This is a genomic window from Streptomyces geranii, assembly GCF_002954775.1.
Classification (GTDB): Bacteria; Actinomycetota; Actinomycetes; order Streptomycetales; family Streptomycetaceae; genus Streptomyces; species Streptomyces geranii.
Genome location: NZ_KZ672952.1, coordinates 451,524 through 466,854 on the forward strand (window position 1 = coordinate 451,524; position 15,331 = coordinate 466,854).

Below are 15,331 nucleotides of genomic sequence, written 5' to 3' on the forward strand. Positions count from 1 at the left end.
CGGGTGCCAGCCTAGGACCGCCAACGCCCGCCCCTCACCCGCGACTCCGGCTGAACAACAGTCCACCTCCGCTTCGAAGATTTCGGTCTCTTGACGACCCCTGTGTGACCGGTCACAATCCTGCTATGAATGTGACCGGTCACACCAGGCGCTCCGCGAGCATCCGGGACGTCGCGACCGCTGCCGGGGTCTCCTACCAGACCGTCTCCCGCGTGATCAACGACAGCCCGAGCGTCAAGCCGTCCACCCGTGACCGGGTCCTCGCCGCCATCGACGAACTGGGGTTCCGGCGCAACTCCACCGCGCTCGCCCTCGCCAGCGGACGCAGCCGTGCCGTCACCGTACTCACCTCCAACACCACGCACTACGGCTACGCCTCGATCCTCCAGGGCATCGAGGAGGCGGCCCGCGCCGTCTCGTACGACGTCGGTGTCGGCGTGCTCGAATCGGCGGACGCCGCCGACGAGGCCGCTGTCGCCGCCCAGGTGCGGCGGGCGGCGGACGCGGGCGGCGGGCTGATCGTGATCGCCTACGATCCGGCCGGTGTCCGGGCCCTGGGTGCCGTGCCCGCCGGGTTGCCGGTCGTCGGCGTGGTGGAGACCCCGGCGAGCCCGCCCGGCGGCGACCGCCCCTGGGTGTGGACCGACGACCGCGAGGCCGCGTACGAGGTGACCCGCCACCTCCTCGCCCTCGGCCACGAGACCGTGCACTACGTCGCCATCCCGTCCAGCACCCGGCGCACCGGCGCCCGTACGACCGGCTGGCTACAGGCCCTACGGGAGGCGGGGGCGCCGGAACCCCGTCCCGTACAGGGGAGTTGGGGCCCGGCGGGCGGTCACGCGGCCGGGCTGAGGCTCGCGAAGGACCCCGGTGTCACCGCGATCCTGTGCGGCAACGACGATCTCGCGCTGGGGGTGATCCGCGCCCTGCACGAGACGGGCCGCACGGTCCCCGGCGAGGTGAGCGTTGCCGGGTTCGACGACGCTCCGCACTCCGCCTATCTGACTCCGTCCCTGACGACCGTACGCCTGGACTTCACCGGGCTGGGCCGCTCCGCGTTCGCCTTGCTGCACGGCGTACTTGAGGACTCCGCGCCGATCGCCCCGCACCCCGTCTCCGTACCGGAACTGCTGGTGCGCGAAAGCTCGGGGCCACCGCCCGGTCGCCGGTGATCCAGAGCACGCCCGCCCCCACCGGATCGCGCGCCCTGTCCCGCACCACAACCACCTTGGTCACAGCCGTACTTGGAGTCACCGACATGGCAGGCACCCTCCCCGCAGCCGACGCCCCGCAGCGCGTCACCGTCGACCTCGCCTCGTCCGAGGGCCCGGTGATGCACGGCGCCAACGGCACCCTGTACGGGCTCAGCGACGACGGCGTACCCAGCGACGCGATCCTGGCCCCCCTGAAGATCACCAGCGTCTCGCAGAAACCGGAGGGCGGCGCCCAGCATCCCAACGGCGACGCGCTCACCGTCTCCAAGTCGTACTTCCGCAACGGCGGCGGCGAGATCCTGGTGATGATGCAGGACGTCTACGCCAAGTGGCCGTACGAGGATCTCGGCATCGAGGACTACCTCCCCAAGGTCGACAGAATCGTCAGCGAGGTGGCGGCCGACCCGAACAGCGGGCGCTTCGTCTACATCCCCTTCAACGAGCCCGACCAGATCTGGTACAACCTGGGCACTTCCGACCAGGCGCAGTACGAGGCGAATCGGGACCGTTTCCTCAAGGACTGGAAGACGGTGTACGAGCGCATCCGCGCGATCGACCCGGACGCGAGGATCGCCGGCCCGAACGAATCCGGCTACCACCCGCGCCTGTTGCGGGACTTCCTCACCTTCGCCAAGCGCGAGAACGTCCTGCCGCAGGTGACGACCTGGCACGAGTTGGACTCCAGCTCCCTGAAGAACTTCCAGGGGAACTACGACAGTTACCGAGCGATCGAGCGCGAACTGGGCATCGCCCCGCTCACCATCAACATCGACGAGTACGCCAACCGCCGCGATCTGTCCGTGCCGGGCCAACTCGCCCAGTGGGTGGCGATGTTCGAGCGGAACAAGGTGTACGCCAACCAGGCCTACTGGGACGCGGCGGGCAACCTCGACGGCAATGTCGTACGCTCCAACATTCCCAACGGCGGCTGGTGGTACTTCCGTTGGTACGCGGGCCTGACCGGCGACACGGTCGAGGTGACCCCACCACAGGCCAACACCGTCGACACGCTCCAGGGCCTGGCCTCGTACGACAAGGAGCGCCGCCAGGCCCAGGTTCTGCTCGGCGGCTCGGCCGGTGACGCGGACGTCGTGGTCGCGAACGTCTCCCGGTCGGTCTTCGGCCGCACGGTCACGGCGACCGTCGCCGAGGCAGCGTGGTCGGGGTACGAGGGTCAGCACGCGGCTCCGCGAGTCCTCACCCGTACGAAGGTGAAGGTCGCGGCCGACGGGACGGTGAGCGTTCCGCTGCGCGGGCTGCACAAGATGTCGGCGTACCGGATCGTCCTCACGCCGGGCGGCACCGGCACTCCGACCGCGGCCTCCGTCCCCTGGTCGGCGTCGTACGAGGCCGAGGACGCGGCCATCACCGACGGCAAGGTCTGCACCCAGGGGACGGTCGGCAACGCCAACGGCTACGCGGCCTCCGGCACGAAGGACGTCGGCTCGCTCAACACGCCCACCAGCAGGGTCGACTTCACGGTGGACGTGCCCGTGGCGGGGACGTACGACCTGGCGATCCTGTACGGCAACCAGTCCGGAGCACCCGCCACCCAGCAGCTCTCGGTCGACGGCGGGAGCCCGGTCACGGTCTCCTACCCCTCCACCGAGAACTGGACCTACCGCGCCAAGAAGGACGTCACCGTCGACCTCCCGGCGGGCCCGCACGTGCTGACGCTGGCCAAGGGCGACGCCGAGGTCACCCTCGACCGTATCGACCTGACCGCCCGCACCGGCGCCGCGCCCTCGGCGTCGTACGAGGCCACGCTCGCGGACGTCAGCGGCAGGCCGACGTACGACTACGCCTCGTCCACCGGGGTCGGCACGGGTGCGCTCGTCCTGCGCTCCGGCGACAGGGCGGTGTTCGACGTCTACGCACCGCGCGACGGCTACTACACGGTGGTGCCGCGCGCCTCGGCGCCGGTGAACCTGGAGCTGCACGGCCAGATGGTGACGGCAACACCGGGCAAGGGCCTGCGGCTGTACCTGGTGGGGGGCAACAACCGCGTCACGCTGACGGTGAAGGGCGCGTCCGTCCGCTCGCTGGACGTCTCGGGCGCCGGTTCGACGTCCGGCACCCTCTCCTACGAGGGCGCCTCGGCCACTCTCACGGGCGGCGCGACGCTCGTGGACTCCGTCCACGCCTCGACGGGCTCCTACATCGGCCGGCTCGGCAACAGCGCGGCCAGCACGGCCCGGTTCACGGTGGACGCGCCCAGGTCGGGCCGGTATCTGCTGGTCGTCCACTACGCGCACAACGACCGGCGCGACAACGGCCACGCGTACAACACGGACATCATGTCCCGTACGGCGGATGTCACGGTGGGGAGCGGGGCGGCTCGGACGGTGACGTTCAAGAACACGTGGAGCTGGGACGACTACTGGACGGTGGGGGTGCCGGTGGATCTGCGGGCGGGGGCGAACGTGGTGACGTTCGGGAATGCGGGGGCCTGGGCGCCGAACATCGACCGGATCGAGTTGGGGCGGGTTCTCGGCTAGTGCTGTGCCCGGAAGGGTTCCCCGGGTTGCTCGTTGTGCTGCTTCTCGCCGGTCAACTGCGACGCAACGGTGTCCGCCCCGTCCTCATTGGCCGGGAGTCCCTGCGGTCCGGTGAACCTTCCCGGTCACAGCACAAGCCGCGGGCCGGAACGTGACGGAGCCCGGGAGCATGTCCAGCTCCCGGGCTCCAGCTTGCCACCCATTTGCGCACACCGACGGCGTTTAAGAACCGCGGGTCATGTTGAGATCGACGTGTTCTGCCTTTGAACTACAGCGCCACGAGAGAGGCGCCGAGGGGACTTGAACCCCCATCCGTCGATGTTCGCCCACGCTCGGTCGATCCGGTGTTCGGCGGCGAATACTGAGACTGGAGCGAGAATCTGAGTTTCATGGGGCCGCCTCTGCCAGGCTTGGGCCACCCCCGCACGTGGTGCGGGGAGAGGGATTCGAACCCCCAACTGACACCCCTTCATCAGCTTCAACATCAGTTTCAGCTTGCGCTCATCGCGCACCCTCCGCTCGCGACGGAGGGCGTGTGTGGAGGCTACCGGAACAGGTAGCCGAATACCGCGTCGCCGACCCGCTGGTCGGTGACCTCGGTGTTGTTCGCCTCCTCGCGGGCGAACTTGACGGCCTGCTGGAGCTTCTCGACGCGGTCGAGTAGCTCATTGACCCGCCGGGCGGGCAGCGCGCCGGAGAACTTCACCGTGGTCCAGTAACCGACCGGGACGTCCTCGTAGTACACCTCGACCTGCGCCGGGTGCTTCTCCGTGGCCTCGGCCTTCACGTGGTTGCGCGGAACCTTCTTCGTGCGGATGGTCCGCACCGGGTCCGTCTTCCACGAGTCCGTCGAGGGGTCCAGGTTCCAGGACTCGGAAGCGTCGAGCACTGGCAGCTTGCGCACGAAGGTGTGCAGGTCGGTGAGCTGCTTCTCCAGGAACAACAGGTAGGGGACGGGCACCTGGGGCAACAGCACCGTACCGTCGACCACCACGTCCGCGACCGCGGACCGGTTCGCCCAGTCCTTCGTCGCGGTCACGTCGAAGAGCCGCGTCAGCGTCCCGGCGGTCACCCGCAGAGCATCCTCGGCCTTGATCTGCACCCGCGTGGACTCGGGCGGCAGTTGCTCGCCCTCCTCGTCCTTGGGCTGGTAGGTCCGGGAGATGCCGGCCAGCAGGGCGGGCTTCTGCACGTCCTGGTGAGCCTGGGTGAGTTCCTGGAGGGCCTTGGACTTGACGCCCTTTTCGACTGCGATGATCTGATTCAGCTTCGGCACACGGCGAACCTAACAACCCCGCGCCGCACGCACATCTGATTAAACGCCTGCCTCGTTCATTTCTGCGCGAGAGGGCGGGCCTCAGCGGAATCTGGCGGCGTTCTCCTCTGCCCACTGGTGGAACGGTCGGGCTGGGGAGCCGGTGACTCTCTCGACGGTGTCGTGCACTGTCAGCAGTTCGTCGTTGACGGCTCCGCCCGTGACGTCGAGGACCGCGTCCGCCGCCTCCGGGCCGAAGACCTCGGCCATTCCGGCGCGGGCCTCGGTGCGGCTGATCTCGGTGAAGGGCACCTGCCGTCCGAGTGCCGCCGCGATGGCCTCCACCTGCTGGCGGGCTGTGATCGGTTCGGGGCCCGTGAGTGCGTACGTCTGTTCCTGGTGGCCCGGTTCGGTCAGTGCCGTCCGGGCCACCGAGGCTATGTCGGCTGGGTGGATCGTGGGCAGTCCGGTGTCCGCGTACGGTGCCCGGACCGGGTCGCCCGCGCGGATCGTCGCCGCCCACATCAGGGTGTTCGAGGCGAACTGGGTCGGGCGCAGGATCGTCCAGGACATGCCGCTGTCCTTGACCAGCCGTTCGACCGCGAGGTTCTCGGCGGCCGGGCCGAGGTGCGGGTGGGTCTGGACGGTGATGGACGACACCAGCACGACCCGCTCCACCCCCGCCGACCGTGCCGCCGCGATGATCTCGGCGTCCGGGCCCAGGCGCGACGGGAGGAACAGCGCGCGCACCCCCTCCAACGCGGGTGTCCATGACCCCGGGGTCGCCAAGTCGCCCACGATCGTCTCGACCGTGTCGGGGAGGGCCGCCCGAGCGGGGTCACGGGTCAGGCCTCTCAGCGGGCCCGCGCCTCGGGCGTCCAACTCCCCCAGCAGGGCCCTTCCAATGTTTCCGGTGGCCCCGGTCACGAAGATCATCAGCGCTGCTCCCCTTGCCTGTCGATCGGCTTGTCCGTCGATCGGCTTGTCTCTCGATCGCCGTGTCTGTCGATCGGCTCGGGGACACGCTAGAAACTCAATCGCGCTTCAGGTCAAGAGGACTCCTGGCCCCCGGCTCACCGGGTCGGCCGCCGCGTCAGCGCAACGCCCCCTTCGTCGCGTCCGCGATGAACCCCCGCGCGAAGAACGTGAACATCAGCACCAGCGGGATGACAGACAGCAGCACCCCTGCCATCACCATGCTGTAGTCGGTGGAGTGGCCCGCGTACAGCTGGGCCAGGGCCACCTGGAGGGTCAGCTTGTCCGGGTTGACCAGCATCACCAGCGGGAGGATGTAGTCGTTCCAGGCGGCGATGAACGTGTAGATGCCGAGGAACGCCAACGCCGGGCGGACGCACGGCAGGACCACGTGCCAGTACAGGCGGAAGAAGCCGGCGCCCTCGATGCGGGCGGCGTCGAGGAGTTCGTCGGGGACGCTGGTGGTGGTGTACTGGCGCATCCAGAAGATGCCGAACGCGTTGGCGGCGGCCGGCACGATCAGGGCCTTGAGGGTGCCCAGCCAGCCGAGCTGCACCATGATCTCGTACTGCGGGATGATCGCCAGCTGGGTCGGCAGGAGGTACATCGACAGCAGGAGGCCGAAGAAGAACTTCTTGCCGGGGAAGTCGTACTTGGCGAAGGCGAACGCGGCCAGCGAGTCGAAGAACAGCACCAGGACCGTCGTACAGACCGCGACGATCATCGTGTTGGACAGGGCGCCGAAGAAGTCCATCCGGTCGAACAGGTGCTGGATGTTGGTCAGCAGGTTGTCGCCGAACCACAGCTTCGGCGGGTAGCTGTAGATGTCCTGCGAGGTGTTCGTCGCCATGACGACGATCCAGTAGAACGGGAACACCGAGATGACCACGCCGAGCATCAGGATCACGTGGACGCTCACGCCCCGGACCCGCTTGCGGTTCATGCCGTTCACGGCCGTCGCTCCTTTCGCTGCACCAGACGCCAGTTGACGAGGACGATCAGCAGGATCAGCAGGAAGAAGGCCCAGACGATGGCGGCGGCGTAGCCGAAGTCGTTGTTGTCGAAGGCCTGGTGGTAGAAGTACAGGAGGGTGGTCAGGCCGGCCTGGCCGGGGCCGCCGGAGTTGGGGTTGGTGGCCGCCTCGCTGCCGAAGAGCACCTGTGGTTCGGTGAAGCTCTGCAGCCCCGTGACGGTGGAGACCACCACGGTGAACAGGATGATCGGCCGCAGCAGCGGGATCGTGATGGAGAAGAAGATCCGCGCCGGGCCGGCGCCGTCCATCCGGGCGGCCTCGTAGACCTCCGAGGGGATCGCCTGGAGGCCGGCCAGATAGATGATCGCGTTGTAGCCGGTCCACTGCCAGGTCATCAGCGTGGCGATCACCAGTTTGATCGTCCACTCGTTGCTCATCCAGGGGACGGCCGAGACGTGCAGCGACTTGAGGATGGCGTTGATGAGGCCGAAGTTGTTGCTGAAGATCGCGCCGAAGAAGATCGCGATGGCGACCAGCGAGGTGATGCTGGGGATGAACAGGGCGACCCGGTAGAAGGCCGTGAAGCGCTTGGTGGAGTTCACCAGCACCGCGAGGACCAGCGCCATGAAGAGCATCGGCACCGTCGACAGCACCCAGATGACCAGGGTGTTGCGGACGGACAGCCAGAAGATCGGGTCGTCCCAGAGGAAGCGGAACTGCTGGAAACCGACGAACTGCATGTCCCCGATGCCGTCCCACTTCTGGAACGCCAGGAAGACGGTGTAGAGCACCGGGAAGAGCATGAAGACGGAGAAGATCAGGTAGTACGGCGAGATGGCCAGGTACTGCGGCCAGTGCCTGGCGACTCGCCGGCTCGGCCCCGGCCGGGTCCCGGCCGACACCGGCCGGAACCGGGGGGCACGCCGCCCCGGACCGCGTGAACGGTCCGGGGACGGCTGCCCGGTGGGGCCGCTGCCGGGTCCGGAGGTCGGTCCGGTGGGTGCCGGGCCGGCTACCGGGGTTGACGACATGTCACTTCACTCCCTGACGCTCGGCGATCTGCTTGGCCTGGCTGACCGCGTCCTTCCAGGCCTCGTCGGGGTCCTTGCCCTTGGCCTCGATGCTGGTCAGCTCGCTGTAGAAGGGCGCGGAGACGGCCGCGTCGGCGGGTGCCTCGTAGGCGGAGGGGATCTTCTCGGCGGCCGGGCCGAAGATCTCGATGGTCTTCTGGCCGCCGAAGAAGGCGTCCCCGCCGGTCAGGGCAGGCAGCTTGTAGGCGGCCGGGGCGGTCGGGAACAGGGCCGCGTCGGTGAAGCCGCGGGCCTGGTTCTCCGGGCTGAGTATCCAGCTGATGATCTTGAAGGCCTCGTCGGGATTGCCGCTGGTCGCGGGGATCGCCAGGAAGGACCCGCCGAGGTTGGACGGCCCGCCGGGCAGGCTCGCCACCCGCCACTTGCCCTTGGTGCCCGGGGCCGCGTTGCTGATGTCCAGCGCGTGCCAGGCGGCGCCGATCTCGGTGCCGAGGGTGCCGCCGCTGATGGCCGCGTTCCAGGTGTTGTCGTTGATCTTGGCGTCGATGCCGAGGGTGTAGGGCTTCACGGCAGTGGTCCAGGCGGTACGGATGTGGTCCTGGTCGCCGATGAACTTGTTGTCCTCGTCGATGAACCGCCGGGTGCCCTGGCCGACGATCATGCCGAACACCGAGCCGATGTTGTTGATCAGGAAGGTCTTGGGGACGGCCTTGTGCAGCTCGACGCCGGCCGCGAAGTAGTCGTCCCAGGTGGCCAGTTGGGCGGAGACCTGGGCCGGGTCGGTGGGCAGTCCCGCCTGGGCGAAGAGGTCCTCGCGGTAGAAGGTGGCGCAGGGGCCGATGTCGATCGGGAAGCCGATGAGCTTGCCGTCCTGGGTGGTCGCCTGCTTCAGCTTCCACGCCAGGTAGTCCGGGACCAGCTTGTCCGCGCCCACGGTCTTCAGGTCGATGAACCGGTTGGCGTTCGGCAGGAAGGAGGCGATGTCCTCGCCCTTGATGCCGGTGATGTCCGGGGCGGCCTGGGCCGAACGCAGACCGGTGAGCAGCTTGGTCTTGAAGTCGCCGCCGACCACGGAGGTCTTCAGGGTGATGTCGGAGAAGTGCGTCTTGGCGTCGGCGACGACCTTGTCGCTCAGGCCGCCCGACCAGTACCAGAGGGCCAGGTCCTTGCTGTCCTTGCTGCCGCTCGATCCTGAGCCGCCACCGCACGCCGCGGTGGCGCCGGCGGCGGCGGCCGTCAGTACGGCGGCCTGGAGGAATCGTCTGCGGGAAAGGTCCACGGTCTTCTCCTAGATGTTCGGCGGGCTCGGATGTCCGGCATGTCCGACAGGGCGTGCGGGTCGGGTGCCACGGTGGGGCGCGGCGGGAGGGCCGGGTGGCTGAAGAGCATCGGCGTGGGCGGGCAACCCTTCAGCCACCCGGGGTGTGCGACCTGGTCCTCTCAGACGGTGCCGACGCGTCCGTGACGGCGGTATACGCCGTTCATCCGCTTCGGCCGACCGGAGTGGGGTCCGGACCTGGGCTCCGAATTACGCAAGAGAGTGCACCCGGTGCGCGAGTTTGACAAGGGTCAAGCAGGTATCGAGACATTCATGCGCGACTTTGCTTGAGTTTGGAGAGTTCGCGAGTATGGTCTGCCGCATGCTCCCTGACCGAAGACATCAGCTGATCCTGCGCGCACTGCGCACGGACGGGCCCACGTCGGTGGTCGCCCTGGCCGAGAAGGTCGGGGCGAGCCAGGCCACGATCCGCCGTGACCTCGTCCAACTGGAGGACGAGGGACTGCTCAAGCGGGTCTACGGCGGCGCCGCGCCCGTCGTGGGCGAGGACGATCCGTTCGCCGACGTGGCCGGAATCCGGGTCGAGGCGAAGGACGCCCTGGCCGCCTGGTGCGCAAACCTCGTCAGGGACGGCGAGACGGTGCTGCTCGACATTGGCACCACCGCGCACCGGGTGGCCCGCCAGCTGCACGGCCGGTCCCTGACCGTGATCACCAGCAACCTCGCCGTCTACGAGGAACTCCAGGACGACAAGGACGTCCAGCTGATCCTGCTGGGCGGTGTGGTGCGGCGCGACTACCGCTCGCTGGTCGGCTTCCTCACCGAGGACAACCTGCGCCAGGTGCACGCCGACCGGCTGTTCCTCAGCACCAGCGGAGTCCGCCCGGACGGGCAGGTGCTGGACACCACCGCCGTCGAGGTGCCCGTCAAACGGGCGATGATCGCCGCCAGCGCCCAGGTCGTCCTGGTCGCGGACGCCGGCAAGTTCCCCGGCACCGGGATGGCCCGGGTGTGCGGCCCCGAGGAACTCGACATCGTGGTGACCAACGCGCCCGGCGACGCGAAGACCTGCAATCGCCTGCGTGAGGCGGGAGTCGAGGTGGTCGAGGTATGAGACTCACGATCCTGGGCGGCGGTGGCTTCCGCGTCCCACTGGTCTACCGGGCGCTGCTGGGCGACCGAGGCGAGGGCCGCGTCACCCATGTGACCCTGTACGACCTGGACGCCTCCCGCCTGGCGACCATCCGCAGGGTGCTCACCGACCAGGCGGCCGGACACCCCGACCCGCCGACGGTCACCGCCACCACCGACCTGGACGAAGCGATCACCGGAGCGGACTTCGTGTTCTCCGCGATCCGCGTCGGCGGACTCGCGGGCCGGGCGGCGGACGAACGCATCGCCCTGGCCGAGGGCGTGTTGGGCCAGGAGACGGTCGGCGCGGGCGGTATCTCGTTCGGCCTGCGCACGGTCCCGGTGGCGGTCGCCATCGCCCGCCGGGTCGCCGCGCTGGCGCCCGACGCCTGGGTCATCAACTTCACCAATCCCGCCGGTCTGGTCACCGAGGCGATGACCGCCCACCTGGGCGACCGGGTGATCGGCATCTGCGACTCCCCGGTTGGCCTGGGCCGCCGGGTGGCCGGGGCGCTCGGCGTCGACCCGGCGCGCGTACGCCTGGACTACGTCGGCCTGAACCACCTCGGCTGGCTGCGCGGCCTGTACGCGGACGGCCGCGACCTGCTCCCCGCCCTCCTCGCGGACGAGACCGCCCTGACCTCCTTCGAGGAGGGCAAGCTCTTCGGCGCCGACCTGCTGCGCACCCTCGGCGCGCTGCCCAACGAGTACCTGCACTACTACTACTTCAGCCGCGAGTCGGTGCGCTCCGCGGGCGCCGCCGAGCAGACCCGGGGCGCCTTCCTCCACTCGCAGCAGCAGCGTTTCTACGACTCCCTGGAGGCCGCCGGGAGTTCCGCACCGGCGCCGAGCACGGCCTGGAACGCCTGGGACGCGACCCGGCTGGAGCGCGAGATCACCTACATGGCGGAGAACCGGGACGCCGTCGGCATGGGCGAACGCGACTCCTGCGACCTGGAGTCCGGCGGCTACGAACAGGTGGCCCTCGCCCTGATGCGGGCCATCGCCCTCGACGAACGCGCCACCCTCATCCTCAGCGTCCGCAACCGGGGCCGGATCCCGGTCCTCGACGACGACGCAGTGATCGAGGTGCCGTGCCATGTGGACGGCAACGGCGCCCATCCGATCGCCGGGGCCGCGCTGCCCGAGCACGGCACGGGACTGGTGTGCTCGGTCAAGGCCGTCGAGCGGGCGGTGGTCCGGGCGGCCACGACCAGTGAACGGGCGGACGCGGTACGGGCCCTGACCATCCATCCGCTGATCGACTCGTACGCGGTGGCGAAGCGGTTGCTGGACGCGTATCAGGGACACTTCCCGGAGCTGGCGTACCTCGGCCGTTGAGGTGGGAAGGCGCCGAGCGGCAGATCCGGACCCACTCCAGTCCCCAGGCGCCTACGACTGCTCAACCACAGCAATCGCACCCGCCAGGGCAGCCGCACGCGTCGTCGCCGCCCACGCTCGCAGCGGGAGCGGGAGCGCAACACCCCTTGCCCTGCCAGGCGTCGCGCCCTTCCTGGACGGCGACGCCGGCGATGACGAGAGCGGCGATCGGGTCGGCCCAGGACCAGCCGAGGGTTGCGTTGAGGACCAGGCCGACCAGGAGTACGGCCGAGAGGTAGGTGCACAGCAGGGTCTGCTTGGAGTCGGCGACCGCGCTGGCGGAGCCCAGTTCGCGGCCCGCTCGGCGCTGGGCGGCGGACAGGAAGGGCATCACCGCGAGGGATACGGCGGCGAGCACGATGCCGGGCAGGGAGCGTTCGGCCTCGCCGGTGCCCGCGAGGGCGCGTACGGCGTCGACCGAGACGTACGCGGCGAGCGTGTAGAACGACAGGGCGATGATCCGCAGGGTGGTCCGCTCCCGCGCCTCGCGCACGGCGTGCTCGCGGGCGGAGAACTGCCAGGCGACCGCGGCGGCCGAGGAGACCTCGATGACCGAGTCCAGGCCGAAGCCGATCAGGGCGGTGGAGGAGGCGAGGGTGCCCGCGGTGAGGGCGAGGACCGCCTCGACGACGTTGTAGGTGATGGTGACGGCGACCAGCAGACGTATGCGGCGGGCGAGCGCGTCCCGGCGGGCCGGGGTCGGCCCGAGGGATATCGCGGTCATCAGCAGCAGCCCTTTTCGTCGGCGTCCGCGCAGGTGCGGTCGGTCGCGACGGCCACCACGGCGGCCCGCAGGTCGTCCAGGGCGTGCCCCAGGCGCGGATCGGCCAGTTCGTAGCGGGTACGACGGCCGTCGGGCACGGTGACGACCAGGCCGCAGTCGCGCAGACAGGCGAGGTGGTTGGAGAGCCGCGTACGGGACACGGCGAGGGTGTCGGCGAGGGAACCCTGAATTCAGGGAATCGTGAACTGTGATCAGATCCTCGGCTACAGCCAGCCGTTCCGCTTGAAGTTGCGGTGGAGGGTGAAGCACACGGTGGCGATGACGCCGAGGACGAGCGGGTAGCCGAAGGTCCAGCGCAGTTCTGGCATGTGGTCGAAGTTCATGCCGTAGACCCCGCAGACCATGGTGGGTACGGCGATGATCGCGGCCCAGGCGGTGATCTTGCGCATGTCCTCGTTCTGCGCGACGGTCACCTGTGCGAGGTGGGCCTGGAGGATGGAGTCGAGCAGGGCGTCGAAGGAGTTGACCTGCTCGATGACCCTGGCGAGATGGTCGGCGACGTCCCGGAAATAGGCCTGTATCTCCTTGTCGACACATGAGCGGGGCTCGGTGGCGAGCCGGTCGAGCGGGCGGGCCAGCGGGGCCACCGCCCGCTTCAGTTCCAGCAGTTCGCGCTTGAGCTGGTAGGTGCGGCCCGCGTCGGCGGTACGGGGGCTGTGGGTGGAGAAGACGTCGGACTCGACCTGGTCGAGGTCGCTCTGGACGGCGTCTGCGACGGACACGTAGTCGTCGACGACATGGTCGGCGATGGCGTGCAGGACGGCCGAGGGGCCCTTGGCGAGCAGTTCCGGGTGGGCTTCGAGGTCCTCGCGCAGGGGGCCGAGGGAGCCGTGGCGGCCGTGCCGGACGGTGACGACGAAGTCGGGGCCGGTGAAGACCATGATCTCGCCGGTGTCGACGACCTCGCTGGTCGCGGTCAGTTCGGCGTGCTCGACGTACGTGACGGTCTTGAAGACGGCGAACAGGACGTCGTCGTACTGCTCGATCTTGGGGCGCTGGTGGGCATGCACCGCGTCCTCGACGGCGAGCGGGTGCAGGCCGAACAGTTCGGCGACCCCGGCGAACTCCTCGGCGCCGGGTTCGTGCAGACCGAGCCAGACGAAACCGTCCCGATGCCTGCGGGCGTGCCGGACGGCCTCCTCCACGGAAGCCGTGCCCGGGCGGCGGACGCCGTCGCGATAGACGACGCAGTTGACGACCGTCGAGCCGAGCGGGGAACGGGCCGGGTGGCTGAGGTCCACGCGGCGACGGCCGCGCAGCGCCAGGTTCGCGACTTTGCGCAGATTGCCGACCATGGACATGCGTGGTTCTCCTTCACCGGACCGACGGAACCCGGTCAGTGTGCCAAATGGTGACAAGGCGGATGTCAGGGCCGCCGCTTCTTGACGGAATCACGACGCGGGCGGCGGTTCCGGCCGCCACTCCCCCGCGCGAGGCGCCGGTGTCGCCCGGACCACCGGTTAGCATATTTGCATGGAAGCGCAAGTAGCGTCGTGGGACGAGGAACGGGCCGAACGGTCGGTGGCGGTACTGAAGGCGGTCGCCGACCCCTCCCGCTACCGCCTGCTGTGGGCGCTCAGCGAGCGGGAGCTGCCGGTCAGCGGGCTGGCGGAGCTGATCGGCGCGCATGTCGCGGCCACCTCCCAGCACTTGGCGAAGCTGCGGGCGGCCGGCCTGGTCACCTCCCGCCGGGAGGGCACCCGGATCTTCTACCGGGCCGCCGGGCACCAGGTCCGGGCACTGTTGGAGAGCGCGGTCCTGGCGGGCGACGCGGCGGACACCCCGGAGGCTGCGGCGGACTCGGCGGAAGCGGGCGAGGCGTCCGTGGCCGTCGCGCAGGAGCGATCGACCACCGCGCGGGCCCGACGGCACCGGCCGGTCACGGGGCACTGAGGGCCGGAGGCCGGGGGCCGGGAACCTGTCCGGCCGGATCAGGCGGCGGGCACAGGGATTGGGTACGCCGATCAGATCCGCGGCGTTGTCGTAGTCGGCGGCTCCCCATCCCCCGGACAACCCCGCGCACGCATCCCCCACCATCGCCCCGCTCACCGGCGCCGATGAACCCCCGGCGCTGTCCCACGCCCCGATCCGCCGGGCAACCCCGGCCCCTCCCTCCCCCCCCTCACGCGGCCGTGCGGCGCCAGGCGGCGGAGGCGACGGACGGTTCCATGCTGATGCGGGCCACCGCCGTCTCGACCGGTGTGCTGTCCGCGCCGTCGGAGGTGATCTCGGCATGGATGCGGACCTGGCCGTCCGCCCGGTCGCCGGTGGAGGCCACCGCGTGCAGGCGGCTGTCGGAGCCGGCCAGGCACTGGACCAGGAGGGTGCGGACATGGGCCTCGTCGCCTGCCGCGACCACCGCCTCCACGGTGTACGGGGTCGGGACCTCGTCGCCCGAACCGGGCTGGCGGTCCAGGCGCCGGGCCAGGCCGCGCAGCGCGGTGTTGACGGCGACGATCGCCGCCGCTCCGGCGAGGGCGTAGGCGGTCAGGCCCGCTCCGGCGAGGGAGCCCACGGCGGCCGAACACCACAGGGTGGCGGCGGTGTTGATGCCGGTGACGGTGAGGCCGTCGCGCATGATCACCCCGGCGCCGAGGAAGCCGATCCCGGAGACCACCTGGGCCGCGACCCGGCTGGGATCGCCGGAGCCGAAGGAGCTGGACAGCAGCACGAACAGGGCCGATCCGGTGGCCACCAGGGTGTTGGTGCGCAGCCCGGCCATCCGCTGGCGCCACTGCCGCTCGACCCCGATCAGCGCGCCGGAGACCAGACCGGTGCCGAGCCCGGTGACGAAGTGGAGCGAGTCCATCG

Annotated in this window: 13 protein-coding genes and 1 pseudogene; 5 read left to right on the forward strand and 9 right to left on the reverse strand. The window is 69.7% G+C overall.

Features of this window, described 5'->3' with window-relative positions:
- The first annotated feature begins 125 nt into the window (after positions 1-125).
- Together CW359_RS01770 and CW359_RS01775 are read left to right on the forward strand one after the other, a co-directional pair.
- Positions 126-1,172: a LacI family DNA-binding transcriptional regulator gene (locus CW359_RS01770; protein ID WP_198655038.1), complete on the forward strand. Its 1,047-nt coding sequence runs from the start codon at positions 126-128 to the stop codon at positions 1,170-1,172.
- An 86-nt stretch (positions 1,173-1,258) separates the two neighbouring features.
- Positions 1,259-3,712, forward strand: coding sequence for a CBM35 domain-containing protein (locus CW359_RS01775; protein WP_105967872.1), 2,454 nt, complete (start codon positions 1,259-1,261; stop codon positions 3,710-3,712).
- A gap of 544 nt (positions 3,713-4,256) precedes the next feature.
- Here CW359_RS01775 and CW359_RS01780 read toward each other — a convergent pair.
- From CW359_RS01780 to CW359_RS01800, 5 genes are all read right to left on the reverse strand, one after another.
- Entirely contained in the window at positions 4,257-4,988 is a 732-nt protein-coding gene (locus CW359_RS01780) for a DUF7873 family protein (protein WP_105967873.1), read from the reverse strand.
- 81 nt (positions 4,989-5,069) lie between these two features.
- Complete coding sequence (locus CW359_RS01785; protein WP_105967874.1) at positions 5,070-5,903, reverse strand: SDR family oxidoreductase; 834 nt, start codon at positions 5,901-5,903, stop codon at positions 5,070-5,072.
- Positions 5,904-6,060: 157 nt separating this feature from the next.
- Positions 6,061-6,885, reverse strand: a complete 825-nt coding sequence (locus CW359_RS01790) for a carbohydrate ABC transporter permease (protein WP_105968204.1) — start codon at positions 6,883-6,885, stop codon at positions 6,061-6,063.
- A gap of 5 nt (positions 6,886-6,890) precedes the next feature.
- The gene (locus tag CW359_RS01795; RefSeq protein ID WP_105967875.1) at positions 6,891-7,946 is read right to left on the reverse strand and encodes a carbohydrate ABC transporter permease; all 1,056 of its coding nucleotides are present in this window, start codon (positions 7,944-7,946) and stop codon (positions 6,891-6,893) included.
- Between the two features lies 1 nt (position 7,947).
- Positions 7,948-9,225, reverse strand: coding sequence for an extracellular solute-binding protein (locus CW359_RS01800; RefSeq protein WP_105967876.1), 1,278 nt, complete (start codon positions 9,223-9,225; stop codon positions 7,948-7,950).
- 322 nt (positions 9,226-9,547) lie between these two features.
- Between CW359_RS01800 and CW359_RS01805 the strand changes: the two genes are divergently transcribed.
- Positions 9,548-10,339, forward strand: coding sequence for a DeoR/GlpR family DNA-binding transcription regulator (locus CW359_RS01805; protein ID WP_456300551.1), 792 nt, complete (start codon positions 9,548-9,550; stop codon positions 10,337-10,339).
- Positions 10,336-11,697 (forward strand): 6-phospho-beta-glucosidase, encoded by a 1,362-nt coding sequence (locus tag CW359_RS01810; RefSeq protein WP_105967877.1) that lies wholly within the window; start codon positions 10,336-10,338, stop codon positions 11,695-11,697. Before CW359_RS01805 ends, CW359_RS01810 begins: the two co-directional genes overlap by 4 nt.
- A gap of 61 nt (positions 11,698-11,758) precedes the next feature.
- Here the strand turns inward: CW359_RS01810 and CW359_RS01815 are convergent, their stop codons facing one another.
- The 3 genes and pseudogenes from CW359_RS01815 to CW359_RS01825 form a co-directional block, all read right to left on the reverse strand.
- A complete protein-coding gene (locus CW359_RS01815) occupies positions 11,759-12,460 on the reverse strand; it encodes a cation efflux transmembrane domain-containing protein (protein WP_105967878.1) in 702 nt (233 codons plus the stop codon).
- A pseudogene (locus CW359_RS01820) lies at positions 12,460-12,678 on the reverse strand (helix-turn-helix domain-containing protein); the annotation flags it as partial. The pseudogene CW359_RS01820 and the gene CW359_RS01815, both read right to left, overlap by 1 nt.
- A gap of 45 nt (positions 12,679-12,723) precedes the next feature.
- Complete coding sequence (locus tag CW359_RS01825) at positions 12,724-13,821, reverse strand: magnesium and cobalt transport protein CorA (protein ID WP_105967879.1); 1,098 nt, start codon at positions 13,819-13,821, stop codon at positions 12,724-12,726.
- A gap of 172 nt (positions 13,822-13,993) precedes the next feature.
- Here CW359_RS01825 and CW359_RS01830 point away from each other — a divergent pair, with 172 nt between their 5' ends.
- Positions 13,994-14,413, forward strand: coding sequence for an ArsR/SmtB family transcription factor (locus CW359_RS01830; RefSeq protein WP_105967880.1), 420 nt, complete (start codon positions 13,994-13,996; stop codon positions 14,411-14,413).
- Between the two features lie 229 nt (positions 14,414-14,642).
- Here the strand turns inward: CW359_RS01830 and CW359_RS01835 are convergent, their stop codons facing one another.
- The gene (locus tag CW359_RS01835; protein ID WP_105967881.1) at positions 14,643-15,329 is read right to left on the reverse strand and encodes an MgtC/SapB family protein; all 687 of its coding nucleotides are present in this window, start codon (positions 15,327-15,329) and stop codon (positions 14,643-14,645) included.
- Between the last annotated feature and the right edge of the window lie 2 nt (positions 15,330-15,331).